The 23,786-nt window shown below is 72.2% G+C and carries 23 protein-coding genes; 12 read left to right on the top strand and 11 right to left on the bottom strand.

The features are described from left to right. Nucleotides 1–46: 46 nt before the first annotated feature. Nucleotides 47–2,365 (bottom strand): glycoside hydrolase family 78 protein, encoded by a 2,319-nt coding sequence (locus tag ABZ862_RS04905; RefSeq protein WP_360952288.1) that lies wholly within the window; start codon nt 2,363–2,365, stop codon nt 47–49. A 189-nt stretch (nt 2,366–2,554) separates the two neighbouring features. After that, on the bottom strand, nt 2,555–3,178 hold the full coding sequence (locus tag ABZ862_RS04910) for a TetR/AcrR family transcriptional regulator (RefSeq protein WP_360952291.1): 624 nt from the start codon (nt 3,176–3,178) through the stop codon (nt 2,555–2,557). A 252-nt stretch (nt 3,179–3,430) separates the two neighbouring features. Here ABZ862_RS04910 and ABZ862_RS04915 point away from each other — a divergent pair, with 252 nt between their 5' ends. Together ABZ862_RS04915 and ABZ862_RS04920 are read left to right on the top strand one after the other, a co-directional pair. Further along, the gene (locus ABZ862_RS04915) at nt 3,431–4,912 is read left to right on the top strand and encodes an MFS transporter (RefSeq protein WP_360952294.1); all 1,482 of its coding nucleotides are present in this window, start codon (nt 3,431–3,433) and stop codon (nt 4,910–4,912) included. A 226-nt stretch (nt 4,913–5,138) separates the two neighbouring features. Further along, nucleotides 5,139–6,182, top strand: coding sequence for an NAD(P)-dependent alcohol dehydrogenase (locus ABZ862_RS04920; RefSeq protein WP_360952297.1), 1,044 nt, complete (start codon nt 5,139–5,141; stop codon nt 6,180–6,182). A 78-nt stretch (nt 6,183–6,260) separates the two neighbouring features. On the opposite strand, the gene ABZ862_RS04925 is transcribed toward ABZ862_RS04920, so the two are convergent. Continuing rightward, nucleotides 6,261–7,850 (bottom strand): MFS transporter, encoded by a 1,590-nt coding sequence (locus ABZ862_RS04925; RefSeq protein ID WP_360952300.1) that lies wholly within the window; start codon nt 7,848–7,850, stop codon nt 6,261–6,263. Between the two features lie 269 nt (nt 7,851–8,119). Then, on the bottom strand, nt 8,120–8,806 hold the full coding sequence (locus tag ABZ862_RS04930) for a hypothetical protein (RefSeq protein WP_360952303.1): 687 nt from the start codon (nt 8,804–8,806) through the stop codon (nt 8,120–8,122). A 235-nt stretch (nt 8,807–9,041) separates the two neighbouring features. Here ABZ862_RS04930 and ABZ862_RS04935 point away from each other — a divergent pair, with 235 nt between their 5' ends. Continuing rightward, nucleotides 9,042–9,815, top strand: a complete 774-nt coding sequence (locus ABZ862_RS04935) for an oxidoreductase (RefSeq protein ID WP_360952306.1) — start codon at nt 9,042–9,044, stop codon at nt 9,813–9,815. A 29-nt stretch (nt 9,816–9,844) separates the two neighbouring features. Here ABZ862_RS04935 and ABZ862_RS04940 read toward each other — a convergent pair whose 3' ends face one another. Then, nucleotides 9,845–10,744 carry a LysR family transcriptional regulator gene (locus tag ABZ862_RS04940; RefSeq protein WP_360952309.1) on the bottom strand — a complete coding sequence of 300 codons (900 nt, stop codon included), beginning with the start codon at nt 10,742–10,744 and terminating at the stop codon, nt 9,845–9,847. Between the two features lie 115 nt (nt 10,745–10,859). After that, nucleotides 10,860–11,243 (bottom strand): ATP-binding protein, encoded by a 384-nt coding sequence (locus ABZ862_RS04945; RefSeq protein ID WP_360952312.1) that lies wholly within the window; start codon nt 11,241–11,243, stop codon nt 10,860–10,862. A gap of 131 nt (nt 11,244–11,374) precedes the next feature. On the opposite strand from ABZ862_RS04945, the gene ABZ862_RS04950 reads away from it, so the two are divergent. From ABZ862_RS04950 to ABZ862_RS04960, 3 genes are read left to right on the top strand one after another with little or no spacing between them, the layout of a single operon-like run. Further along, nucleotides 11,375–12,238: a helix-turn-helix transcriptional regulator gene (locus ABZ862_RS04950; protein ID WP_360952315.1), complete on the top strand. Its 864-nt coding sequence runs from the start codon at nt 11,375–11,377 to the stop codon at nt 12,236–12,238. Next, the gene (locus ABZ862_RS04955) at nt 12,210–12,413 is read left to right on the top strand and encodes a DUF397 domain-containing protein (RefSeq protein WP_360952318.1); all 204 of its coding nucleotides are present in this window, start codon (nt 12,210–12,212) and stop codon (nt 12,411–12,413) included. Before ABZ862_RS04950 ends, ABZ862_RS04955 begins: the two co-directional genes overlap by 29 nt. A gap of 5 nt (nt 12,414–12,418) precedes the next feature. After that, nucleotides 12,419–12,622, top strand: a complete 204-nt coding sequence (locus ABZ862_RS04960) for a DUF397 domain-containing protein (protein ID WP_360952321.1) — start codon at nt 12,419–12,421, stop codon at nt 12,620–12,622. Between the two features lie 29 nt (nt 12,623–12,651). On the opposite strand, the gene ABZ862_RS04965 is transcribed toward ABZ862_RS04960, so the two are convergent. Both ABZ862_RS04965 and ABZ862_RS04970 read right to left on the bottom strand, forming a co-directional pair. Beyond that, a complete protein-coding gene (locus ABZ862_RS04965) occupies nt 12,652–13,761 on the bottom strand; it encodes a serine hydrolase domain-containing protein (protein WP_360952324.1) in 1,110 nt (369 codons plus the stop codon). Nucleotides 13,762–13,816: 55 nt separating this feature from the next. Beyond that, nucleotides 13,817–14,212 carry a helix-turn-helix domain-containing protein gene (locus tag ABZ862_RS04970; protein ID WP_360952327.1) on the bottom strand — a complete coding sequence of 132 codons (396 nt, stop codon included), beginning with the start codon at nt 14,210–14,212 and terminating at the stop codon, nt 13,817–13,819. A gap of 49 nt (nt 14,213–14,261) precedes the next feature. On the opposite strand from ABZ862_RS04970, the gene ABZ862_RS04975 reads away from it, so the two are divergent. Then, on the top strand, nt 14,262–15,002 hold the full coding sequence (locus tag ABZ862_RS04975; RefSeq protein WP_360952330.1) for an alpha/beta fold hydrolase: 741 nt from the start codon (nt 14,262–14,264) through the stop codon (nt 15,000–15,002). Between the two features lie 5 nt (nt 15,003–15,007). Here the strand turns inward: ABZ862_RS04975 and ABZ862_RS04980 are convergent, their stop codons facing one another. After that, nucleotides 15,008–15,478 carry a MarR family winged helix-turn-helix transcriptional regulator gene (locus tag ABZ862_RS04980; RefSeq protein ID WP_360952333.1) on the bottom strand — a complete coding sequence of 157 codons (471 nt, stop codon included), beginning with the start codon at nt 15,476–15,478 and terminating at the stop codon, nt 15,008–15,010. 123 nt (nt 15,479–15,601) lie between these two features. On the opposite strand from ABZ862_RS04980, the gene ABZ862_RS04985 reads away from it, so the two are divergent. Both ABZ862_RS04985 and ABZ862_RS04990 read left to right on the top strand, forming a co-directional pair. Next, nucleotides 15,602–16,543, top strand: a complete 942-nt coding sequence (locus ABZ862_RS04985; RefSeq protein ID WP_360953095.1) for an alpha/beta hydrolase — start codon at nt 15,602–15,604, stop codon at nt 16,541–16,543. Between the two features lie 131 nt (nt 16,544–16,674). Beyond that, nucleotides 16,675–18,735 (top strand): restriction endonuclease, encoded by a 2,061-nt coding sequence (locus ABZ862_RS04990; RefSeq protein ID WP_360952336.1) that lies wholly within the window; start codon nt 16,675–16,677, stop codon nt 18,733–18,735. Nucleotides 18,736–18,763: 28 nt separating this feature from the next. On the opposite strand, the gene ABZ862_RS04995 is transcribed toward ABZ862_RS04990, so the two are convergent. After that, nucleotides 18,764–19,357, bottom strand: a complete 594-nt coding sequence (locus ABZ862_RS04995) for a DUF4291 domain-containing protein (protein WP_360952339.1) — start codon at nt 19,355–19,357, stop codon at nt 18,764–18,766. Between the two features lie 202 nt (nt 19,358–19,559). On the opposite strand from ABZ862_RS04995, the gene ABZ862_RS05000 reads away from it, so the two are divergent. The 3 genes from ABZ862_RS05000 (at nt 19,560) to msrA (ending at nt 22,558) form a co-directional block, all read left to right on the top strand. Continuing rightward, complete coding sequence (locus ABZ862_RS05000; RefSeq protein WP_360952342.1) at nt 19,560–20,036, top strand: hypothetical protein; 477 nt, start codon at nt 19,560–19,562, stop codon at nt 20,034–20,036. Nucleotides 20,037–20,198: 162 nt separating this feature from the next. Beyond that, nucleotides 20,199–21,845 (top strand): phospholipase D-like domain-containing protein, encoded by a 1,647-nt coding sequence (locus ABZ862_RS05005; protein WP_360952345.1) that lies wholly within the window; start codon nt 20,199–20,201, stop codon nt 21,843–21,845. Nucleotides 21,846–22,045: 200 nt separating this feature from the next. Next, nucleotides 22,046–22,558, top strand: coding sequence for a peptide-methionine (S)-S-oxide reductase MsrA (msrA, locus tag ABZ862_RS05010; protein ID WP_360952348.1), 513 nt, complete (start codon nt 22,046–22,048; stop codon nt 22,556–22,558). 48 nt (nt 22,559–22,606) lie between these two features. On the opposite strand, the gene ABZ862_RS05015 is transcribed toward msrA, so the two are convergent. Next, complete coding sequence (locus tag ABZ862_RS05015) at nt 22,607–23,725, bottom strand: hypothetical protein (RefSeq protein ID WP_360952351.1); 1,119 nt, start codon at nt 23,723–23,725, stop codon at nt 22,607–22,609. Nucleotides 23,726–23,786 lie beyond the last annotated feature (61 nt).

Consider the following 23,786-nt stretch of genomic DNA (forward strand, 5'->3'; position numbering starts at 1 on the left):
GCCGGGGCCGGTGAGCCGGGTGGGGGTGCTTGGGGGCCCGCGGGTGTCAGCGGGTGGGCGCGGTCAGCGGGGCGCGGAAGGAGTGGCGGCCGGGGCCGGCCTCCGTGGGCTCCGTACCGGGGAGGTCGACGGTGGCGGTGACGCCGGGCGGTACGACGACGTCGACGAGCAGGTCGCCGTCCTCGACGCGCCAGCCGGTGCCGGCCCGACCGTACGGCGTGTCGTGTTCGGCCCGTGCCCAGGTCAGACCGGCTCCGGGGCGGGGCCGCACCGTCAGCCGCCGGTAGCCGGGCCCGGCGGGGGCCAGGCCGGCGACGGTGCGGTGCATCCAGTCGGCCACCGCTCCGAGCGCGTAGTGGTTGAAGGAGGTCATCTCACCCGGATGGACGCTGCCGTCGGGCAGCATGCTGTCCCAGCGCTCCCACACGGTGGTGGCGCCCATGTCGACCTGGTAGAGCCAGGACGGGCAGGACCGCTGGGTCAGCAGCCGGTACGCGGTGTCGACGTGCCCGGTGCCGGTCAGCGCGTCGCACACCAGCGGGGTGCCGAGGAAGCCGGTGCCGATGCGGTGGCCGCCCTCGGCCACCAGGTCCGCCAGCCGGCGTCCCGCCCCGGCGCGCTCGTCGTCGTCCTCCAGCAGACGGAACGAGAGCGCGAGCGCGTAGGCGGTCTGGGTCTGTTCCGTCAGGTGCCCGCCGCCGGTGTGGAAGCGGGCGAGGAAGGCGTCGCGGACCGCGTCGGCCAGAGCGTGGTGGTGGGCGGCGTCGGCCGCCTCGCCCAGGACCTCCGCGGTACGGGCCAGCAGCCGCGCGGAGCGGGCGAAGTACGCGGTGGCGACGAGGACGGACGACGTCATCGCGCGGCCGGGGTCGTCCGCCGGGGCGGACGGGTCGAGCCAGTCACCGAACTGGAACCCCTCGCCCCAGATCCGGCCGGGCCCGGCGATGCGGTCGACGGCGTCGACCCAGGCGCGCATGGAGGGGTACTGGACGCGCAGGACGTCGGTGTCCCCGTAGCGCTCGTACAGCACCCAGGGGACGATGACGGCCGCGTCGCACCAGCCGGCCATCGGCGGGTTGCCGGGCGGCAGGGGTACCGGCGTGATCACCGGGATGTCCGGGCTGAACACCGGCGGGACGCGCCGCGCGTCGGCCTCCTGGTCGGCGGCGAGGTCGCGCAGCCAGGAGCGCAGGAAGTCACGGACGTCGTAGAGGAAGGCGGCGGTGGGGGCGAAGACCTGCACGTCACCGGTCCAGCCGAGCCGTTCGTCGCGCTGCGGGCAGTCGGTGGGCACGTCGACGAAGTTGCCGCGCATGCCCCGGACCACGTTCTCGTGCAGGCGGTTGAGCGAGTCGTCCGAGCAGGAGAACCAGCCCGTGCGCCGCAGGTCGCTGTGGACGACCACCGCGGTGACGTCGGCGGGGTCGAGCGGGCCGGGCCAGCCATCGACGTCGGCGTAGCGGAAGCCGTGGAAGGTGAAGCGGGGCTCCCACTCCTCGCCCGCCGGGTCGCCGCGCAGGACGTAGCGGTCGGTGGCGGTGGCGTGCCGCAGCGGGCGTGTGCACAGGTCACCGTCCTGAAGGACCTCGGCGTGGCGCAGGGTGACGGTGCGGCCGGCCTCGCCGCGCACGCGGATGCGCAGCCGCCCGACGAGGTTCTGGCCGAAGTCGAGGACGGTACGGCCGGTGGGCGAGACGGTCACCGCGACGGGCGTGAGGTGTTCGGTACGGCGCACCGGCGGGCTGTCCGCGGGGAAGAGGACACCGGTGTCGAAGTCCAGGACGGCGGCGGGCCGCCACGCCGAGTCGTCGAAGCCCGGCTCGCTGAAGCCCGGCTGTTCGCGCCGGGCGTCGTACTCCTCGCCCTCGTACAGTCCGGCGGCCAGGACGGGCCCGGGGCTCCAGCGCCAGCCGTCCCCGGTGGCGACGGTCTCGGCGGAGCCGTCGGCGTACTCGACGCGCAGTTCGGCCAGCAGCCCGATGTGCGGGCCGTAGATGTCCCGGGTGCCGCCGTTGAAGCCGAGCAGGCCCCGGTACCAGCCGTCGGCCAGCTGGGCGCCCCAGGCGTTGCGGCCCTCGCGGAGCCGGTCGGTGACGTCGAAGGACTGGTAGCGGTGGCGGTGGCGGTAGCTCGTCCAGCCGGGTGCCAGGACGTGGTCGCCCACCGGGCTGCCGTTGATCTCCAGCTCGTAGACGCCGAGGGCCGTGACCAGCAGCCGGGCCGACCGTACCGCTGCCCGCGCGGTGAACTCGGCCCGCAGCAGGGCGGCCGGGCGGGGCCCGTCGGCGGGTGTGGGGTCCGGATCCGGACCCGGGGCCCAGGGGCGGGGGCTGACGACTCGGGCGGTCCACTGGTGGTGGTGCATGGCGGCCTCTCTCAGCACCGGGGGTGAGCAGGACCGATCATGCGGCCAATACCTAGTGAAAACTAGGTGTTGAGTGGTGTGAGGTGCGTCTCATGCCGTTCGGGGCGTAGTGGCGCAGATGTTGAAATGACGCGTACATGACAATAAACTGGAGTGGTGGCACGGAACCGGCGCCGCCGGGTCCCCGGGTTACAGCCCCTGGCCGTCGCTGGAGATGCTCCGCAGGAGGCGGTCGAGGTGGCCGCGCATGACGGCGACGAGGTCGAAGGACCGCCCGCCGGCCAGCCACTGTTGCAGCAGCCCCGCGTCCAGCGCCGCGCACTCGCGGGCTATGCCCTCGTGGTCCAGGCCGGGCCGCAGCTCACCGGTGGTGCTGCCGACCCGCAGCCGGTCGGCGAGCTCCCTCACGCCCTTCTCCTGCCAGGTGGTGAAGTGGCCGTGCGCCGGATGGTCGGGCGCGGTGGCCTCGGCGGTGAGGACGACGGCCAGCTCCACCATGCCGGGCATGGTCAGCGTCTCCGCCGTGTCCTCCAGATGGCAGCGGAAGGCGTCCCGTACCGAGTCCGAGACCCGTTCCCACTGCACGTCCATGCGCTCGTGCCAGTACTCGACGACCGCGAGCAGCAGCTGCTGCTTGTCCCGGAAGTGGTGCAGCAGTCCGGCGTCGGTGATCTCGGCGTCCCGGGCGATGCGCGCGAGGGAGGTCTTGCGGTAGCCGTCCCGCCCGAAGCGCAGCAGCGCGGCCTCGAGGATCTGCGTACGCCGCGCGCGGCCCGCCGTGTACTGACCCCGCGGTCCCCTGGGTGTCGCCATGGCAGAACCCTACCGGGGGCGGTCGCGGCGCCGGGATCCCGCCCGGCCGGCCCTGTACGCCCTGTGTGATGTGGGTCATAATCCCGAAACCTAGCAACCACTAGGTGTTCGGGCTCATCATCAAGCCACGCCACGACAGGTTGCCGCGCTGTCACGTTCGTGTGAACGACGTGCTGCGCCCCACCTCTCCCGCGCCCCACACCCCCCGCGCGCTCACTCTCCCCTCGGCACCTCCGTGAAAGGAGGGCTGGCATGACGCCGACGTCATCAAGCCCCTCGGTCGACTCCGCAGCACGCCCCGACACGGACGGGCGGTGGACTCCCCGCCTCGTCCTGCTGCTGATCGCACTCGCCTGGCCGACCCAGTTGCTGGCCGCGGGGGGCATCCTCGGCGCCAACGCCACCGCGGGCGTCGCGCAGGCCTTCCACACCACCCAGGTGGTGTGGTTCGGACTGACCCTGACCCTGACGTCCACCCTGCTCACCCCGTTCGTCATCAAGCTGGGAGACCTCTACGGCAAACGGCGCGTCATGCTCGCCATGACCGCTCTCGGCGCCCTCGGTGAAACCCTGGCGGCCCTGGCCGGAAGCTTCTGGCTCGTCCTCGCGGGCCGCGCGATCGCCGGGTTCTACGGGCCGTTCGGCGCCCTGTCGTTCGCCGCGGTGCGGGACGTCTTCCCGGCCCGTCTGGTCAAGTCGGCCAGCGGCATCATGGGCAGCAGCGTCGGCCTGGTCGCCCTCGTCTCGCCGTTCCTGGCGGGCTGGCTGGTCGACGGCTGGGGCTACCGCGGCGCCCTGTGGTTCCTCGCCGCCGCCACCGCCGTCGCCTTCACCCTGGTCGCGCTGCTGGTCCCGGAGACGCCGCGGCACTCCTTCGAAACCGGCTTCGACTGGCTGGGCGGCCTGGTCCTCGGCGGCGGTCTGACGGCCGTGGTCTACGCCGTCGGCCAGGGGCAGAGCTGGGGCTGGGCGGACGCCCGCACCCTGGGCTGGCTGGTGGCCGGCACCGTGGCGCTCGCGGTCTTCCTGCTCATCGAGCGGTCCAGCGCCCACCCCATCCTCGACCTGAAGGTGCTGCGCCGCCGCCCGGTCGCCCTGGCGCTCACCGCGGGCGGCCTGGCACAGACGGTCGCCTTCACGATGCCCGGCCTGGCCATCCTGCTGGCCCTCTACCCGCACATCCCCGGTGTCTCGGCCGGCCTCGGGTGGAGCGCGCACCACAACGCCGTCGTCAGCGTGAGCTGGAACCTGGTGATGTTCGGCACCGGCCTCCTGGCCAGCCGCCTGCTGCGCCGCTTCGACGCGCGCCGGATCTGGTGCGCCGGCCTCGTGGTGATGGCCGTCGGCTACACCCTCGTCGGCTTCCGCCACGGCAACGAACTCCAGCTCGCCCTGACCTCCTGCATCGCCAACATCGGCGCCGGTGTCGTCGTCGCGGGAGCCCCCGCCCTGGTGGTCGGCGTCGTCACCCGCGACGAGCAGGGCCTGGGGAGCGGCATGCTCAACATGCTGATCAGCCTGTTCGGCGCCATCGTCACCGCCGGTGCCTACGCCGTCCTCGCCGCGGACAGCACCGTCGTCAAGGGCACCGCCTTCTACCTCGACACCGGCTACTCGTGGATCTTCTGGCTCGGCGCGCTGGTCACGGTGGTGGCGCTGGCCCTCTCCCTGTTCATCCCGCCCCTGCGCGACCCCGAGGCGGAGGACGCGCGGCCCGCCGGCGCCACGGCCTGAACCGTTCCCGCCCCGCCCCGCCCCGCCGCGCGTACGCGGCGGGGTGCCGCGCGGTGCGTGGCGAGGGTGCCGGGGGCGCGCGGCGAGGGCATCCTGACCCCGCCAGTGGTAGGAACGCTGGGCGTAGGCAGAGGCGTGGTCTGGGTACCCGAAGGAGATCGGGGCAGGCTGGAAGCCGTAAGACCACCCCGTACCACCCTCGTACTGCGTTCAGGAGCTCCTCCACATGACCACCGTCGCCGCATACGCCGCACCCGCCGCCAAGGCTCCGCTGGAGCGCACCACCATCGAGCGCCGGCCGGTCGGTGAGGCCGACGTACTCATCGACATCAAGTTCGCCGGCATATGTCACTCGGACATCCACCAGGCCAGGGAGGGCTGGGGACCGGCGGCCTTCCCGATGGTCCCCGGTCACGAGATCGCGGGCGTCGTCTCGGAGGTCGGCCCCGGTGTCACGGAGTTCCAGGTCGGTGACCGGGTGGGCGTCGGCTGCATGGTCGACTCCTGCCGCGAGTGCGACAACTGCAAGGACGGCCTGGAACAGTTCTGCACGGGCGGCGGCCCGGTGTGGACGTACAACAGCACCGGCAAGGACGGCCGTCCTACGCTCGGCGGGTACGCGGAGAAGATCGTCGTCGACGAGAAGTACGTCGTCCGCGTCCCCGACGGCCTGTCCCTCGACGAGGCCGCCCCGCTGCTCTGCGCCGGCATCACCACGTACTCCCCGCTGAAGCACTGGAACGCGGGCCCCGGCAAGAAGGTCGCGGTCGTCGGCCTCGGCGGGCTGGGCCACATGGGCGTCAAGATCGCGCACGCGCTGGGCGCGGAGGTCACCGTCCTCTCCCAGTCGCTGCGCAAGAAGGACGACGGCCTGAAGCTGGGCGCCGACCACTACTACGCCACCGCCGACCCGGAGACCTTCACCTCCCTCAAGGGCACCTTCGACATCATCCTCAACACGGTGTCGGCGCCGCTCGACTTCCCCGCGTACCTCTCGCTGCTGCGCAGGGACGGCGCCATGGTGAACGTGGGCCTGCCGGAGGAGGCCGTCGACATCCCGCTCCGCTCGTTCTTCGGCGGTCGCCGCAGCATCAGCAGCTCCAACATCGGCGGTATCCAGGAGACCCAGGAGATGCTCGACTTCTGCGCCGCGCACGGCTTCGGCGCGGAGATCGAGCTGATCGCCGCCGACCGGATCAACGAGGCGTACGAGCGCGTGGTCGCCAGCGACGTGCGCTACCGCTTCGTGATCGACACGTCGACGATCTGACCGTCCCCCTCACCGGGGAGATCCGATCACCGGGCCGCGCCGCCCCCGCCCCTGCGGGAGCCGCGCGGCCCGGCCGTGTCAGCGGGCGGCCTTGCGGCGGTGGTGGCGGCGACGGGGCATGAGCACGGCGACCAGTACCGCCACCACGACCGGCAGGACGCTGACGACGAGCATGGTGAGCCGCAGCCCGTCGGCGAAGTCGAGCGCGAGGTCGAGCCCGGAGGCCTTCTGGAGCAGGTTGGGGTCGTACTGGGCGCCGCCCGGGACCTGCGCCATGGCGGCGCGTACGGCGTCGACGGACTGCTCGGCCTGCTGCGCGGGCACATCGCGCGCGGCGGCGTCGGCGAGCCAGCGCTGCTGGAAGAAGAGGTCGAGGAGCAGCAGGTAGACGGTGGGTCCGAAGGCGGAACCGGTCATGGCGAAGGCCATCTGCACGGAGGCCACCGTCCCGGACCGCCCGGTCGGCGCCTCGGAGAGGACGGTCTCGGACACGGCGGTGGACGTGACCAGGGAGCCGAGGTTGCACATCCAGGTGGCGAGGACGAGGAGTGCCACGGCCATGGCGGGGCCGGCGGTGCCGGCGAGCAGCAGTCCGCTGCCCGCCATGACGAGCAGCCCGGTGATCATGACGGGCCGTGGGGTGTACACCCCCACGAGGCGCCCGGCGAGGATCACGGCCCCGGCGATCAGCAGGGTGCCGGGGAGATAGAGCAGCCCGATGGTCTCGGGGGACAGGGCCAGTACGACGGTGCCGAACTGGCCGAGGACGACGCCGAGCCCGGCGGCGAGGAAGTTCAGGGTGAGGGAGGCGAGCAGAGCGACAGCGAACGGGGCGCTGCGGAAGAGGGCGAGGTCCACGGCGGGTTCCGGGGTGTGCCGGGAGTGCCGTACGAACAGCGTGAAGCCGCAGGCGCTGACCAGCAGCGGCACCCAGGTCTCCGGCCGGGTGATCCCGTTCTGCGCGTTGGCGAGGCCGAGGACGAGACCCAGCAGACTCACCCCGACGATCACGATCCCGACGACGTCGATCCGGCGCCCCCGCCGGCGGGGCGACTCGGGGACGCGCCGCCAGGTGAGCCGGAACGAGACCGCGCACAGCGCCGGTCCGATGAGGAAGAGCACCCGCCATCCGACGGCTCCCACGGCCCACCCCGTGAACGCGGGGACGACGCCGGCCAGCATCATCTCGACGGCCATGAGCGCCCCGATGGCCAGGGGCCGTTTGGCGTCGGGCACGGCCACCTTGAGCAGCGCCAGCGGCACTGCGAGCAGCGCGGTCATACCGAGCCCGGCGAGGAACCGCATGGCGAGCAGAAAGCCGTAGCCGGGCGCGAAGACGGACGCCAGGTCGACGACGGCGACGACGCCCAGCCCCCACAGCAGCAGCCGCTTGAGCCCGAGGGCGTCGCCGAGCGTGCCCGCGGCGAGCACGGAGGACGCCATGACGAGGGTCGCGGCCCCGCTCAGCATGCCGACCCTGTCGGGCGGCACGTCCAGATCGCGGCTCACCCGGGGCAGATTGAGATTGAGCACCAGCGGATCGATGACGGTGACCGTGAACGCGAGAGCCAGCGCCACCACCACCCCCAACGGCGCCCCGAACACCGGCTCCCGGCCCCCGCCCGCCCCGCTCCCCGCGCCCTCGCCCTCCGCCGCCCCGTCCGTCACCCGCCACCACCTCCACCACACCCGCAACGGCAACGGGCCCGACGCTAACCCGCCCACCGCCCGTCCCCGGGGCATCACAGCCCCGACGCGCAGAGGAACAAGACGTTCGGATCAGAACCCGTCTGCCCGGGCTGGTCGAGCGTCACGGCCGCGGTGTGGTGCGGGGCGTGGACCAGCCGTGCAACGCGCGGGGTGTCGGGTTCGGTGGATCGACCGCCGCCTTGTCGCTCACGCAGCCGTACCACATGAGCAGCCGCCCTTTCCCGGGATCAGGCCGTCGTGCCGACCCGGGTGCGGAGGTTCTGGAACTGGCGGATCTGCATGATGAAATGCGCCGGTTCCCCGAACAGGACGCCGAGGATCCGGTTGAAGGTGCGCGGGCGGCCCGTGCCACGGGTGCGGACCACCAGTCGGGTGCTCGCGCCGTCGTCGGCCGGCCGCAGGTGGAAGCCCCAGATCCCGTCCATCCGGGCCCGCGGCGGGAACCCGGTCGTCCCCGGGTCGAAGGAGCGGCCGGACGGCAGCTCCAGGTCCGACCGCAGGACCAGGGTCCGGTTCGGTTCCAGGACCGCCACGGTGAACCAGGACCGGCCGTCCGGTGCCGTGTTCAGGTGTTGCCCCTCCGCCAGGGTCTGCCACTCGGGTGCGATGCGGTCCGCGCTCGGCCGTCCGAAATGGTCCAGCCAGTCCCAGCTGTACCAGCCCCCGCGGTCGCCGCCCATCTGCACCAGCCAGGCCCAGACCGCCTCGGGCGGAGCGGGAAGGGTCGTGGCCATCGTGGAGGAACTGTCGGCCACGAGGACGATCTCGTCGCCGGGAAAGACGCGGGTGGCCTCGTCCCGGGTCGCGCCCCAGGTCAGCAGCCGCGGCCGGACGAGCAGGCCGTAGCCCGCCGAGACGGCGGCCGACACGGCCGCGAGGGTGAGCAGCCGCGTTCCCGATCGGTGTCCACTCATACGGACAGTGTGGCACCGCCCCGCTTTCGCCGCCTCGCCGGGAACCCGGCACGCCATAGGAATTCCCTATGTCCCCCGCTCATATTTCGTCTTTGCCCCTCCCTCTTTCCCGGACCTACCGTGAAACAGCTCGACGAGGCGTGCACCGTGAGGAGGCCGAGAATTCCCGGCCCGTGCATATCGCTCCGTATTCCGTCGAGCGGAAGAAACGCACGATCGAGAGGAGAGCGGTGCCATGACCATTATGGAAGTCGGACCGGAAAAGGGAGAATTCTCGGGAAAGCGGGCCCTGGTCACGGGAGGTTCCCGCGGTATCGGGGCGGCCGTCGTACGTCGGCTCCTGGACGCGGGCGCCCAGGTGCTCACCACCGCCCGGTCGACGCCGGACCCGGTGCCGGAAGGAGCCCTCTTCACGGAGGCCGACGTGCGGACCCGGGCCGGAGCCCAGGCACTCGCCTCGGCCGCGCACGACCTGCTCGGCGGAGTCGACATCCTGGTCGACAACGCGGGCGGGGCCCAGCCGTACGAGGACACCTCGGCCATTCCCGACGAGGAGTGGCAGGACGCCCTGGACCTGAACTACCTGGCGTCGGTACGGCTGGACGCGCTGCTCACGCAGGGGATGCGGGAACGGGGCTCGGGGGCGATCGTGCACATCTCCTCGGCCGCGGTCCCCACCTCGGTGGCGGCGTTCCTGCACTACACGGCGGCGAAGGCGGCGCTGGAGAACTACAGCCGGGGACTGGCCCTGGAACTGGCCCCGTTCGGGATCCGGGTCAACACCGTGAGCCCCGGCAGGGTCGCCACCCCCGGCGGTGAGGCGACGCGGGAGCAGTGGGCGCGCCTGCACCCGGCCACCGCGGGCCAGGACCAGGTCACCGTGCCCCTGGGCCGCGAGGGCCGGCCCGACGACATCGCCGAGGCGGTGCTGTTCCTGGTGTCCGACCGGGCGGACTGGCTGACCGGGAACAACCTCTTCGTGGACGGCGGCGAGTTCCCCCGGAGCTGACACCCGCGCCGTCACGGGCGTCCCCGCCGTCAGGACGCCGGTGCGAAGGAGGCGGTGTCGTACCAGGTCTCCTTGCGCAGGAGGTCGAGCAGCGCGGTCTCCGCCGGGCCCGGGACCGGCCGGACCACGGCGACGACAGGCTCGGACACGACCGGGAACACCGGACGCGTCAGGTGCTCGTACCCATGGGGCACCGCGGAGGCCGGTACGAGCGTCACCCCCAGCCCGTGGGCGGCCCAGCGCACCGCCGTCGCCGCCTGGGACACCCGGGCGACCGTGACCGGGCTCAGGCCGTTGTCCCGCAGCACACCCCGCACCAGCCCGTCGAGCGCGCTGCTCTGCTCGAACCGCACCCACGGCTCCCGCTCCAGCGCGCGCAACTCGACCCGATTCGCGGCGAGTTGTGGGTGCCCGGTACCCAGCACCGCGACGAACTCCTCGTCACCGAGGTGATGCCCCAGATACAGGCCCTCCTCGCACGCCGAGCCGATCAGCGCGAGGTCCAGCACGCCCCGGCGTGCCAGCCGCTCCAGCTCGGCGGGGTTCGGCTCCTCGAAGACGGTGACCTCCAACCGTGGGAAGCGGCGGCGCAGCGCCCCCAGCGCGCCCGGCAACTGCCGGGTGCCCAGACCGAGCTGCGCCGCGACCACCAGTTCGCCCGCCACCTCCTCGGCACCGGCCTGCGCCGTCGCCCTCGCCCGTCGCGCCGCGCGCACCGCGACCTCCGCCTCCCGCAGGAACGCGCGGCCGACCGAGGTCGGCACCAGCCCGCTCGGCGTGCGGGCGAACAGTTCCACCCCGAGTTCCCGCTCCAGGCTGCGGATCTGCTGTGACACCGACGGCTGGGCGACGCGCAGCAGCTCCGCCGCCGCCGTCACCGAGCCCTCCTCGGCGACGGCCAGGGCGTACTCGAACTGACGAAGGCTCATCGGCTCCCGTCCCCTCCTCGCGGTCCACCCCGTGGTCGACATTGCCCTCGCAGCAACCCGGCCCCGCCGGTGGGGATTCCCGTCCGTGAGCGCCTCCTGTCCCGGAGGGCGGCCGTCAGTCCGGTGCCGTCCCACCCGCTTCCGCCGGTACGCCCAGCTCGCACCAGACCGTCTTGCGGCCCGGCCCCTGGTGCACGCCCCAGCGCAGTGCGAGGGCGTCCAGGAGGGCCAGCCCGCGCCCGGACTCGTCCGTCGCGGTGGCGTGCAGCAGGGTCGGCAGGGCGCGCGGGTCGGGGTCGGTGACCTCGATCCGCGTACGGCCCTGATCCGCGGCGGACACCCGTACGGTCACCGGGGTGCCGTCCCCGACATGGTCGATCACATTGGTCACCAACTCAGTGGCGCACAGGCGCACTTCGTAGTCGTGGTGCCGCAGGTGGTGCCGCAGCTCCGGCACCGCCTTGGGGGTGGCGAGCAGGCTGAGTTCGAGATGGTTCACGGTCCGGGAGCGCCTTTCCTGGAGAGCGTCGAGTCGCTTTCTGTGATGATTCGCTCACACAGTGGCGTCGGATCCCCTGCCGTGAAAGAGATTTCGCATACACGGCAACAGCAGCGGAAACGGGGCGAACCATGCCGCGACGCAGGGACATCGACGGCTCCACGAGCGTTCCGACGTTCTACGGCGCGGAGTTGAGGTGGAAGCGGGAGGCCGCGGGCCTGTCCTTGGAGGGCCTGCTCGAAGGCAGCTTCTACGGCAAGTCGTACCTCAGCGACATCGAGCGGGGCGAACGGCGGATGCCGCTCGATCTCGCCCGGCACGCGGATCGCGCGCTGGACACGGACGGGTTCTTCGAGCGGCACTGCGAGGACGTGCGCCGGGCGCGGCGAACCGGGCACGGAGAGTACTTCGCGGATGTTCTGGAGGCGGAGAAGTGCGCCAAGACCATCGAGGAGTGGTGTCCCGACGTCTTTCCGGGACTGCTACAGACTCCGGAGTGCGCGGCAGCCGTGGTCAGGGCGACCCATCCGCTCTCGTTGGACGAAGAAGTCGAGACGAAGGTCAACGCCCGGATGGAGCGTGCCGAGATCTTCCAGAGGAGCCATACCACTCCGGCCTATTGGGTCATCCTGGACGAGTCGCTGATCACCGACCCGATCCTGCCCCCCAAGGGGATGGCCGACCAACTGTCCCGAGTGGTGGAACTGACCGATCGGCGTCGCATCGTCCCGCAACTCGTCCTGCGGAAAACGGCCCCGCACCCTTTCATGATCGGTTCCGTTATGGTCATGACCTTCCTGGACGCTCCACCTCTCGTCTACACGGAGTCGCTGCACAGCGGTGTCACGATCGACGACCCGGCCCTCGTGGAGGAGTACCGCAGATCGTACGATCGGCTCAGGGCCGTCGCACTGTCTCCGGAGACGTCCCTGGCCATGATCAGAACAGCGGCAGAGGGATACCGGAATGGCGAGCACCCGAACCGACTTGAGTGAAGCGCTCTGGATCAGGAGCAGCTACAGCAATGGCAGTGGCGGCAACTGCGTAGAGATCGCACCCCATTGCCCCGGCGCCGTCCCCGTACGTGACTCCAAGGCCCCCGGCGGAGCTGTTCTCGTTGTCGGCCGTGAGGCCTGGGTACCTTTCGTCGACGCGCTCAAGGCGCGCTGAACAACATGGCGGTCACCAGGACCGACCTGAGTGAAGCGCTCTGGTTCAAGAGCAGCTACAGCAACGGCGACGGCGGCAACTGCGTAGAGATCGCACCCCATTGCCCCGGCACCGTCCCCGTACGTGACTCCAAGGCCCCCGGCGGAGCCGTCCTCGTCGTCGGCCGTGAGGCCTGGGCGCCGTTCGTCGACGCACTCAAGGCGCGCTGAGCGCAGGTCCGTTGGGCCAGCCGCCAGGGTCAGGCCCGCAGGCCCTTGAGCCCGTCGTAGGCGGCCATCGCGAGTTCCATTCCCCGGGTGTCCTCGGCGGGTTCGCGCATCTGGTCGGTCACGTACGCCACCGCCATCCGCTCCGCCGGATCGATCACGACGAGCGAGCCGCCCCAGCCGCCCCACCCGAAGGTGTTGCCGAACAGCCCGTAGCCCAGCCCCCAGCGGACCGGCATGTTCAGACGGAGGTCGTCGCCGCTGAACTGCTCCTCCCGGGCGCGGTCACAGCCGGCCTGCGACAGCAGCCGTACCCCGCCCACGGATCCCCCGCAGGCCAGGACCGACTGGACGAGGGCCACCGAGCGGGCGTTGCCGAAGCCGCTCGCCGCCGGGATCTGCGCGCGGCGCCAGGCGACGCTGTTGCCGTCCCGGACGTGGAGGGAGGTGGCCGTGGGGCGGGGGGACGTGCCGCTGTTGGCCGCGCTCGCGGTGTAGTCCTCGTCCCGCCCCGCCGGAGGGACGGAGAGCGCCACCCGGTGGTCGTGCTCGGCGGACAGCCCGAGGTGGAAGTCGGCGCCCAGCGGTCCGGCCACCTCCGCCGCGAAGAACTCGCCCACGCTGCGGCCGGTGATCCGCCGTACGACCTCGCCGACGAGGAACCCGTAGGTGAGGGAGTGGTATCCGGCCGCGCTCCCCGGTTCCCACTGCGGGGCCTGCGCGGCCAGATGTGCCGTCGCGGTCGGCCAGTCGTAGAGGTCCTCCACCGGCCGATCCCAGTCGGGGAGGCCCGCGGTGTGCGAGAGCAGGTGGCGTACCAGCACGCCCTCCTTGCCCGCCGCGGCGAACTCGGGCCAGTACCGGCTGACCGGCGCGGCGGGATCGAGATCGCCGCGGTCGATCAGGATCAGGGCGCACAAGGCGGTCATCGTCTTGGTGACGGAGTAGACGCCGGCGATCGTGTCCCGCTCCCACGGCGTCGTGCGGCCCGCGTCGGCGAAGCCGCCCCAGACGTCCACCACCGCCTCGCCGTCCACGAAGACCGCGACGGAGCCGCCCGTGTCCCCGGCGTCCAGCAGCCCGGCCAGCGCGTTCGGCACCGCGATGAACAGATCGTCGTACGAGCCCTGGATATCCGCCATGCGCCGTATTAACGCGCACCGCACCGCCACCGGCAACCGGATTTCCCGGTACGGGTCACTCCCCGGACGAAGACGCCCCTTCTGCCTCTGCCGCCTCTTCCGCCGCTGCCTGGAAGCTGACGACGGCGTCGCCGTACGTCCTCGCCCAGTCCGTCAGGGCGGCGATGGGCTCGACGAGGGTCCGGCCGAGGTCGGTCAGGCTGTACTCGACCCGCGGGGGCGCCTCCGCGTAGGCGCGGCGCTCGACCAGGCCGTAACCCTGGAGCCGGCGCAGGGTCTGGGTGAGCACCTTGCGCGAGATGCCGCCGACGAGATCGACGAGTTCGCCGTGCCGGTACGGCCGGAGGCTGAGCGCGAAGAGGACGACGGCCGCCCATTTGTCGGTGATGATCTCGATGGCCAGCCGAGCGGGGCAGTCGGCGAGGAAGACGCTTCCGGCAGGGTCGGGCATGAGCCGAAGGTTACCAAGAGGTACCTATCGGCTCCCTAGCGTCTTTCCCATGAGTACACCGCACACGAAGACCTACGTCCTCGTCCACGGCGCCTGGCACAGCGGGCGCGCCTGGGACCGGGTGGTCCCTCTGCTGGCCCGGGCCGGGCACCGGGTGTTCGCCCCCTCGCTGACCGGCCACGGCGAGAAGCAGCACCTGCTCGGTCCGGACGTCGGACTCGACACCCACGTCGCCGACGTCGCCGGTCTCCTCACCGAGGAAGACCTCACCGACGTGATCCTGGTCGGGCACAGTTACGCCGGGATGGTCATATCGGCCGTGGCCGCCCAGGTCCCGGACCGGGTCGCGGGTCTTGTCTACGTCGACGCGATGGTCCCGGAGGACGGTGAGTCCGCTCTCGACGTCATGCCGATGACCCAACACCTGATCGACGCCGCCGCCTCCACCGACACCCCCTGGCGCATCCCGCCCCTGCCGCAGCAACCGGCGCCCCTGGGCCTCTTCGGCGTCACCGACCCGGCGGACACGGCGTGGCTGCGCACGATGCTCTCGGACGACTCGGTCCGCTGCTTCCTCCAGCCGGTCCGGCTGGACGACCCGGCCCTGGACATGATCCCCCGGACGCACATCCACTGCGTCGGCAGCACGCCGCCGGGAGTCGCCCGCCGTCCTGTCGCCCCCACACAGCCCAACGGCGCTCCGTCGCAGGTGTGGGAGCTGCGGAGCGGCCACGACTGCATGATCACCACGCCCCTCGAACTCACCGAACTGCTGCTGAAGGCCGCCTGACCGGCTCACTCCCGGCCCTGGCCCGTCCCCTCGCCCCGCCCGCCCGCGGCGCCCGCCTCCAGGGCCGTGCGAAGGGTGGCCAGGGTCGAGGCGATGCGGGCCAGGTCGTCGGGCGGAACCGCCGCGGTCAGTGCGGCGAGCTCGCCTTCGACGACCGGGCGGGACGCCGCCAACCGCTGCTCTCCCGCCGGGGTGAGGCGCAGGACGGACGAGCGGCGGTCATACGGATGCGCGACCCGCAGGCACCAGCCCGCGGCCACCAGCCGGTCGACCGCCTTGCTGACGGCCCCCACCGTGATCGCCAGCTCGCCGGCGATGTCGAGCACGCGGCACCCCGCCACGCGGTCGATGATCTCCAGGATCTCGAACTGCCCCAGGCTGAGACCCTGCTCGGCGCGCAGCCGGGCGCTCGCCGCGTTGTAGAGCCGGATCTCGACGCGGACCAGGTCGATGAAGACCGGGGTGACATGGGTCATCTCCACCTCCAGTAGTTTCCTGGGAATCATCTTCCCCGGAATCTGGTTGATGCCCGACAGATGGATTCCGAGGAATCCATCCTCGCGCCCCACCCCGCCCTGCCACGCCCCCTGGAGGCCCGCATGTCCCGACAGCAGCGCGACGCCCTGGACGCCCTGCTCCGTTCCGCCCCTCGCAGCGAGACCCGGCCCAGTCCCGAGGAGCAGCGCAGCGGCTTCGCCGCGGCCCTCACCCGCCCCGCCCCTCCGGACGTGGTCACCCGCCGGACCGTCCTGGGCGGCCGGCCCGCCCTGGAGCTGGAGCCTGCCGATGCCTCCGGCCGTGGCCGGCTGCTCTTCCTGCACGGCGGTGGCTACGTCGTCGGCTCACCGGACACCCACGCCGGTCTGGCCGGTGAACTGGCCCGCCGCGCCGGGCTGCGCGCGACGTCGGTGGACTACCGGCTGGCGCCCGAGCACCCGTTCCCCGCGGCCGTCGACGACGGGCTCGCGGCCTACCGTGAGCTGCTGGCGTCGGGCACCGACCCGCGGGATCTCGTCCTGGCCGGTGACTCCGCCGGTGGCGGTCTGAGCATCGCCACACTGCTGGCCGCCCGTGAGGCCGGGCTGCCGCAGCCGGCCGCCGTGGTCGTGTTCTCCCCCTGGGCCGACCTCACCCTCGCCGGCGGGAGCATCCGTGCCAAGGAGAGCGCCGACCCCATCTTCACCGGGGCCGACCTGCGCGCCTACGCCGATCTCTACGTCGCCGCAGGCGACCGGGCGCATCCCCTGGCCAGCCCGGTCCTCGCCGACCTCACCGGACTGCCCCCACTCCTCGTACAGGTCGGGGCGAACGAGGTGCTCCTCGACGACGCGGTCCGGCTGGCCGGCCGCGCGGGCGCCGACGACGTCGAGGTCACGCTCGAAGTCGGGCCCGGCCTCCCGCACGTCTTCCAGCACCACTACGGCCGCCTCGACGAGGCGGACGCCGCACTCGACCGCGCCGCCCGCTTCCTCACCGCCCACCTGAGCCCCGGGCCCGGGGCTCGGGCCCACTCGGACCGGTCGACCGACGGTCAGCTGTGACCTGCGGAGACAGCTGATCGAGCGGGTCCGGCGGGCGTCGATAGGCAAGACGGCCGTGGCTGGATAGAGTCGGTCCGTTACAACTGGTTGTGGGGACAACCGGGGCACCTTCGGGGAGGGCCTGCAAGTAGATGAGCCGTCGCTCTCACGGCGTGGTCGGTGTCTGGGCTGAGCTGCAGAGGCAGCAGCAGCGTCAGCGGGAGGCCGAAGCCAGACGACAGAGGCAGGAAGCCCAACAGGCGCGTGCCTACCAGCGGCAGGTCGCCCAGGACTACCGCGCCTACCGGCAGGCGGAAGCGCTGCGCCGCACCGCGGAGCTGGACGCGCAGGTCGCGGGGCTGCGCGAGCTCCTCGCCACGGGATGCCGGGCTCCGGCCTTCAGGGCCGCCACCCTGCTGCGCCCCGAGGAGGCCGAGCCCTTCGCCCCGGGGCCCCTGGCGCAGCCGGTGTCCATGCCGAACCCTGATCACTACCAGCCGGATCGCGGATGGACCGCCGGCCGCCGTGCGCAGGCCGAGGCCGACGCCCGTGCGCGCTTCGAACGTGACTGGTACGCGGCCCAGGCGGCGGAAACGCGACGGCAGCAGCAGTTCGCCGCGTACCAGCAGGAGTACCAGCGGCGGGCCGACGCCCGGTCAGCCGAGGTACGGCGGCACAACGCCGGCGTCGCCGAGCTGACGGAGGCGGTACGGCGCCGCGACCCCGACGCTGTGGTGGAGTACTTCTCCGCCGCCCTCTACGCCTCCGCCGCCTGGCCGGAGGGCTTCCCCCGCCAGTTCACGGCGGCCTACGACCCGGCGGCCGGACAACTGGTGCTGGACTGGGAACTGCCCGCCTACGACGTCGTACCCGAGGCCAAGTCGGTCCGGTACCTGTCCGGCACGGACCAGGACAAGGAGACCGCCCGGCCGGCGACCCAGCGGCGGGCCCTCTACCGGGAGGTCCTGGCCCAGTGCATGCTGCTCGTCCTGCACCAGCTCTTCGCGGCGGACGAGCCGGGAGCGCTGGAGTCCGTGGCCCTGAACGGCTACGTGGACGGACACGACCCCGTGACGGGCCGACCGGGCCACATCCACCTCGCCACCGTCATGGCACCGGGCGCGACGTTCGGCGACCTGCACATAGCGCAGGTGGACGCCGGAAGCTGCCTCGCCGGTGCGCTGCGCGGGCAGCTCTCGGCCCGCCCCGACCAGCTCACCTCCGTACGGCCGAGCCGCCTGCCGCAGGACGTGGCGAACCGCCGCGTCACACCGGCCGGCGACGACGAACCCGACCTGTACGAGATGGACCCGATCGCCTTCGAGGACCTCGTCGCCGAGCTCTTCCGCGCCATGGGGATGCAGGCGGTCACCACGCAGCGCTCGAACGACGGTGGAGTGGACGTCGACGCGCTGGATCCGACGCCGATCCGCGGCGGCAAGATCGTCGTGCAGGTGAAGCGCTACCGCAACACGGTCCCGCCCACCGCCGTACGGGACTTGTACGGCACCGTGCAGGACGCCGGCGCCAACAAGGGCGTCCTCGTGACCACCTCGAAGTTCGGCCCCGGTTCCCGCACCTTCGCCGACGGCAAGCCGCTGGAACTGATCTCCGGGACCGAACTGGTCGACCTGCTGCACCGCCACGGCCTGCGCGGCCGCCTGGGCGACGGCGCCCGTCGCACCGCGACCCGCCCGACGCCGACGGCTCCGGACCCCGCGTCACCGGCCGACCACAACGTCCTGGGCATGACGTGGACCGGGAACGTCGCCCTGGACGTGTGCGCGCTGGTCTGCCGCGGCAACCGGGTGCTCGGCGACGATCACTTCGTCTTCTTCAACAACCCGAGCACACCGGACGGTTCCGTGCGCGTGCTCCCCGCCGCCCCACCCGACAAGGCCGCGCTCCGCGTCTCCTTCGACGGACTGCCGCAGGAGGCCGACCGATTGGTGCTCGTGGCCGCCGTCGACCCCGAGGTCAACCCGGCCGCCGACCTCTCCGGTTTCACCCGGGCCTGCATCCGCCTCCTCGACCCCTCGATGACCGAACTCGGCCGACTCGACGTCTCCGACGGCCGGCCCCACGAGACCGCCCTGGTCCTCGGCTCCTTCCGCCGCAGGCCCAACGGCGACTGGGACTTCGTCCTCGGCGGCAAGGGCTACCCGGGCGGCCTGGAGGAACTCGTCACGGACTACGGCATCGCGGTGGAGTAGGCGTCCACGGACCGCCGGTCGCGCACGGTCAGGGGCGCAGGTGGGCCAGCAGGTCCCCATCGGCAGGATACGGCCGTTCCTCGGGCAGCAGTCGGGCAGCGGAGCCCAACTCGCCCCGGCCGACGAGCGCTTGAACCTTGTGTGCGAGCTCCGTCACGTCGCTGACGGAGACCGTCCACTCGTCCGCGTAGCGCGCAACGGCCGTGCCGGAGAGGCCGAGTTGGAGCGAGCGGTGGGGCAGCGGGCGGAGGTGCAGATCGCGCTCGGGATCCCACTGGACGCGGGTCGGTGAGCGCTTCAACTGGCTTTGCCAGGTGCTGCGGTCGGGGTGCAGACCGCGTTCGTGGTGCGACAGGCACGCGTGGCGCAGCGCCCACTCGAAGCCGTCGCGCGTGATCTCGACGGCGAGTACGGTCTCCTGCCCCGGCTTCGTGGCCCAGCCGCAGCGGTACATCATCCACAGGAACGAGGGCTTGATCCACGTCATCCTGTCCCGCTTCCACGCTGCCGGGAACCTGCCCTCGCGGGCGGCGGGCAGGCCGAGTTCCGGCGGGTAGGCCTGGTAGACGGTGATCGTGGTGGCTTCGTAGGTCGCGCGGATCTCACGCTGTGGTCGTTCCATGACGTACAGCATGGTGGCGCTGCGTGGGGGCGCCAGCGGTTTTCTGCGCCCGAGACGAAGGCACGGATTCGTAGGACAGGGGCGGCGCGCGAGGGGACGTGCCGATGCCGGCTCCGGGTGCGGGGACTGAACACCGGTATGTCAGTGCTCCTCCCTACAGTGGCAGCGATCTTGCGGATGTCACACGGGGAGGAGCGGCGCGATGGGTGCCAGCGGCTGGGAGTACGTCACGCCGTACAGAGGAACCGTCGAGAAGTCCCTGGAAGCACTGCACGCCCGGGTATTCCAGGAACTCTATGGCGACGACACGACCTACCGGGATCTTGAGGAGCTGTGGCAGGACGAGGAGTTCATGGGGGAGGAGGGGACTCACTCGATCCTCGACATCGATCGTGTCGTCCACACCACGACCGCCCCCTCGAACCACAACGTCGCGGACTGCGGCACGGTGCGCCCCCTGGCACATGAGCGCAGGGTGCACCACTTCGGGAATGACCGCCCCACGGTCCCCCAGTTCGAGGAGCTTCTCGCCCAGGCCCGAGCGGCCCTCGGAGGAGGGCCCGACCGTGCGGACACACTCCTTGACGAGTGCCGCATGCGGTGGACCGGCGTCCACGTCGTTCTGTACACCGGTGATGAGCCCACCCACCTGGGAATTTTCGGGTTCTCGGGCGACTGAGCCGCGTCCTCGCGGGCGCGCACCGTGCCCGCACGACTCCGGACGGCACGGGGGAACTCCTCACGGACCACGGGATCGCCGTGGAGTGATGACGGGGCGGGAAACGGGTACCCGGAGACACCACCAGGAGGTCGCGGAGGTGTCGTCTGGAGGTTCTGGGCTGTGGAACTCACCGACTGGCTGCTGACGGCGCGGGAACGCGGCAACGGCGCGACACGGCTGGACAGCCGCCGATCGGGCGGAGTGGACGGGGCCGGAGCGGACGGGGGCGGTACGGCCTGGTCGGCCGGAAACCTGGTGCGGCCCCTCGTCCACGGGGCGGTGTACTTCGCGGAGCTTCTGGGCGCGATCCGTGCGCAGCGGGCCGGAGACCTGCTGCTGTTCACCGACTGGCGGGGTGACCCCGACGAGCGCCTCGACGGTCCCGGCAGCGAGATCGGGACCGTCCTGCGCGAGGCGGCCGAGCGCGGGGTGATCGTCAAAGGGCTCGTCTGGCGCTCCCACCTGGACCGCTTCCAGTTCAGCGAGAGCGAGAACCTGCATCTCGGCGAGGAGATCGAGGAGGCGGGCGGCGAGTGCCTGCTCGACATGCGGGTGCGCCCCGGCGGCTCGCACCACCAGAAGCTCGTCGTGTGCCGGTACCCCGGCCGCCCGGAACTGGACGTCGCGTTCGTGGGCGGCATCGACCTGTGTCACAGCCGCCGTGACGACGCGGCCCACCGCGGCGACCCGCAGTCTCTGCCCATGGCCGCCGCGTACGGCCGGCGCCCGCCGTGGCACGACCTCCAGCTCGCGATCCGCGGACCGGCCGTCGGCGACCTCGAAGCCTGCTTCCGCGAGCGCTGGAACGACCCGGCCCCGCTCAGCCGCAGTCCGCTCGTGCGCCTGCGGGAACTCGCCCACCGGGAGGACACCCGGGCCGACCCGCTGCCGCCCCAGGCGCCCGACCCGGAGCCCCGCGGTACACATACCGTCCAGGTCCTGCGGACCTACCCCAACCGGCTGCTGCGGGGCTACGACTTCGCCCCCGACGGCGAACGCAGCATCGCGCGCGGCTACCGCAGGGCACTGCGGCGGGCCCGCGCACTGATCTACCTGGAGGACCAGTACCTGTGGTCCGCGCACGTGGTGAAGTCCTTCGCCGAGGCGCTGACCGCCCACCCCGGCCTGCGGCTGATCGCGGTCGTCCCGTCCTTCCCCGACCAGGACGGCCGGCTCACCCTGCCGCTGAACCTGATCGGCCGGATCACGGCGCTGGAGAGGCTGCGCCGCGCCGGTGGCGGGCGTGTCGCGGTGTACGGGCTGGAGAACCACGCCGGGACACCGGTGTACGTGCACGCCAAGGCGTGTGTGATCGACGACGTGTGGGCCTCCGTCGGCTCCGACAACGTCAACCTCCGCTCCTGGACCCACGACTCCGAACTCGGCTGCGCCGTCCTGGACGAGCAGCCGGACCCCCGTGAGCCGCGCGACCCGGGCGGTCTCGGGGACGGCGCCTGCCGGTACGCGAGGGACCTGCGCCTGGAGCTCTCGCGCGAGCACCTGGACAGGGACCCGCCCCGAAACCCTGAGGAACCCGACCCGCTCTGCGATCCCGGGACCGCCTTCGACGCCTTCGCGGCGAGCGCCGCAGCCCTGGACGCGTGGCACGACAACGGCCGCCGGGGCCCGAGGCCGCCGGGCCGCCTGCGCACCTACCGCCGACCGCACCTCTCACCTGCGGTGAGAGCCCTCTGCGCCCCGCTGCACCGCCTCCTCGTCGACCCGGACGGCCGCCCGTTCACCATGCGGCGCCGCAACGAGTACTGACGGGCCCCCGCCGTCGTGGACGCCGGACGGACGACCGCGCACATACCGGTTCCGGACGTCCCGCCGCCGCACACGGACGGCGTGCCGTGGAATCCCCCGGCGCCCTCGCGCGTTGGAGAGGGCGAGCATCGGATGCCGGTGGTGTGCCACCACCCGGGCAGCCCGGGCGACCAAGCTGACTAGCGACCGGAGGAGCCGTGATGGCTGCGCAGACGCAGAGGGCCGTGCTGGCGGGCGGGTGTTTCTGGGGGATGGAGGAGCTGATCCGTCGGCTCCCGGGCGTGACGGCGACCCGGGTCGGATACACCGGCGGTGACGTGCCGGACGCGACGTACCGCAACCACGGTACGCACGCGGAGGCCATCGAGATCCTCTTCGACCCCGAGCGGACCGACTACCGCGCGATCCTGGAGTTCTTCTTCCAGATCCACGACCCGAGCACCAGGAACCGCCAGGGCAACGACATCGGCCTCAGCTACCGCTCCGCGATCTACTACACCGACGACGAGCAGAAGCGGATCGCCGAGGACACCATCGCGGACGTCGACGCCTCCGGTCTGTGGCCCGGCAAGGTCGTCACCGAGGTGGAGCCGGTCGGCCCCTTCTGGGAGGCCGAGCCCGAGCACCAGGACTACCTGCAGCGTTACCCGAACGGCTACACCTGCCACTTCCCGCGCCCGGGCTGGCGGCTGCCCGCCCGCACGGAGGGCTGACCGCGCGGCGGTCCGGCGGCCTGGGCCGTGACGCGGCGGTCGGCCGCGTCAGCTGCTCAGCGTGGCCGGGTTGCCGCCGTTCGCCTCGTAGCCCGCCACCGCCAGGGCCCGGTAGACCGCGAACTCCGCCGCCGGGTCCGGCGACAGGGTCCAGGGGAGTGCTCCTATGTGGCCGTCCACATGGACGAGCTGGTCCATCGCCTCCGCCCAGCGTTCCGCGCGGACCAGGAAGAACAGCAGCAGATGGCGTACGTGCGCCAGCATCGGGTCGTCGGGGCGGGCCTCGTGCACCGCGAACAGCGCGCCGTGGATCGCCTTCGTCACCACCTCGCTCCGGTAGAAGCCCTGGACCAGGTTCACCTCCGGCAGGTGCTCGAAGACCGCGAACAGGGGCATCGCCGCCAGCAGTGAGCCGCGCGGGGCGCGCGCCGCCGCGGCCTCCGCGAACGAGTACGCCAGCTCACGCGACCCGTGCCACTTCTCGCACCAGTAGTGCAGCGCCGCCAGATGCGCCCCCATGTGGTGCGGTGCCCGGTCCAGGATCCTCAGCCACAGCTTCTCGAACTCCGGCCGGGAGTACGCCAGGCCGCGGGCGACGGAGAGCTCGGTGATGTGTGGGACCGGGTCGTCGGGGGAGAGGAGCGCCGCCCGGGACGCCGCCTCCCGCGCCTCCTCCATGATGATCCGGAACTCGTCCGTCCCCGGCGCCGACATGCGCCACCCCTGCTGCGCCAGGAACTCCGCGTGCACCGCCGCCCCGCCCGCGTCCTTCGGCGCCTCGGCCCGCCACACCCGCAGCCACTGGCCGCCCGGCGTCTCGCTCACCCCGCCCGGCCGCTGCTGGAGCTCCAGCGCCGCCGCGCCCGCGAACGCCTGCACCCGCTGCCAGCGCCGCTCGCCCCCGGTCTCCGTGCCGGCCAGCAGCTGAGCGGCCGCCCGGTGGTCCTGCGTGCGCTGCACCAGGTCCAGCACGTCGAGGAGGTCCTCGTCGGGACCGGGCATCCGGACGTCCAGCTCCTCCTCGCGCACGAACCCGTAGTCCGCCGGGTCCGCGGCGTCCGGGTGCCCGGGCGGCACCTGCTCGATCATGCCGCGCCTGCGCCGCAGGAACGGCAGCAGCATGATGCTCAGCGCGATCAGCGACGTGAGGACCCAGAGGATTGCCATGCGTCAAGCGAACCAGACGGGACGGGTAAAAGGCGAACCCCGCCGTCCGGCCCCGGTACCC

Origin of the sequence: Streptomyces sp. NPDC047000, from assembly GCF_040644295.1 — a bacterium.
In the GTDB taxonomy this organism is placed as follows: Bacteria; Actinomycetota; Actinomycetes; order Streptomycetales; family Streptomycetaceae; genus Streptomyces.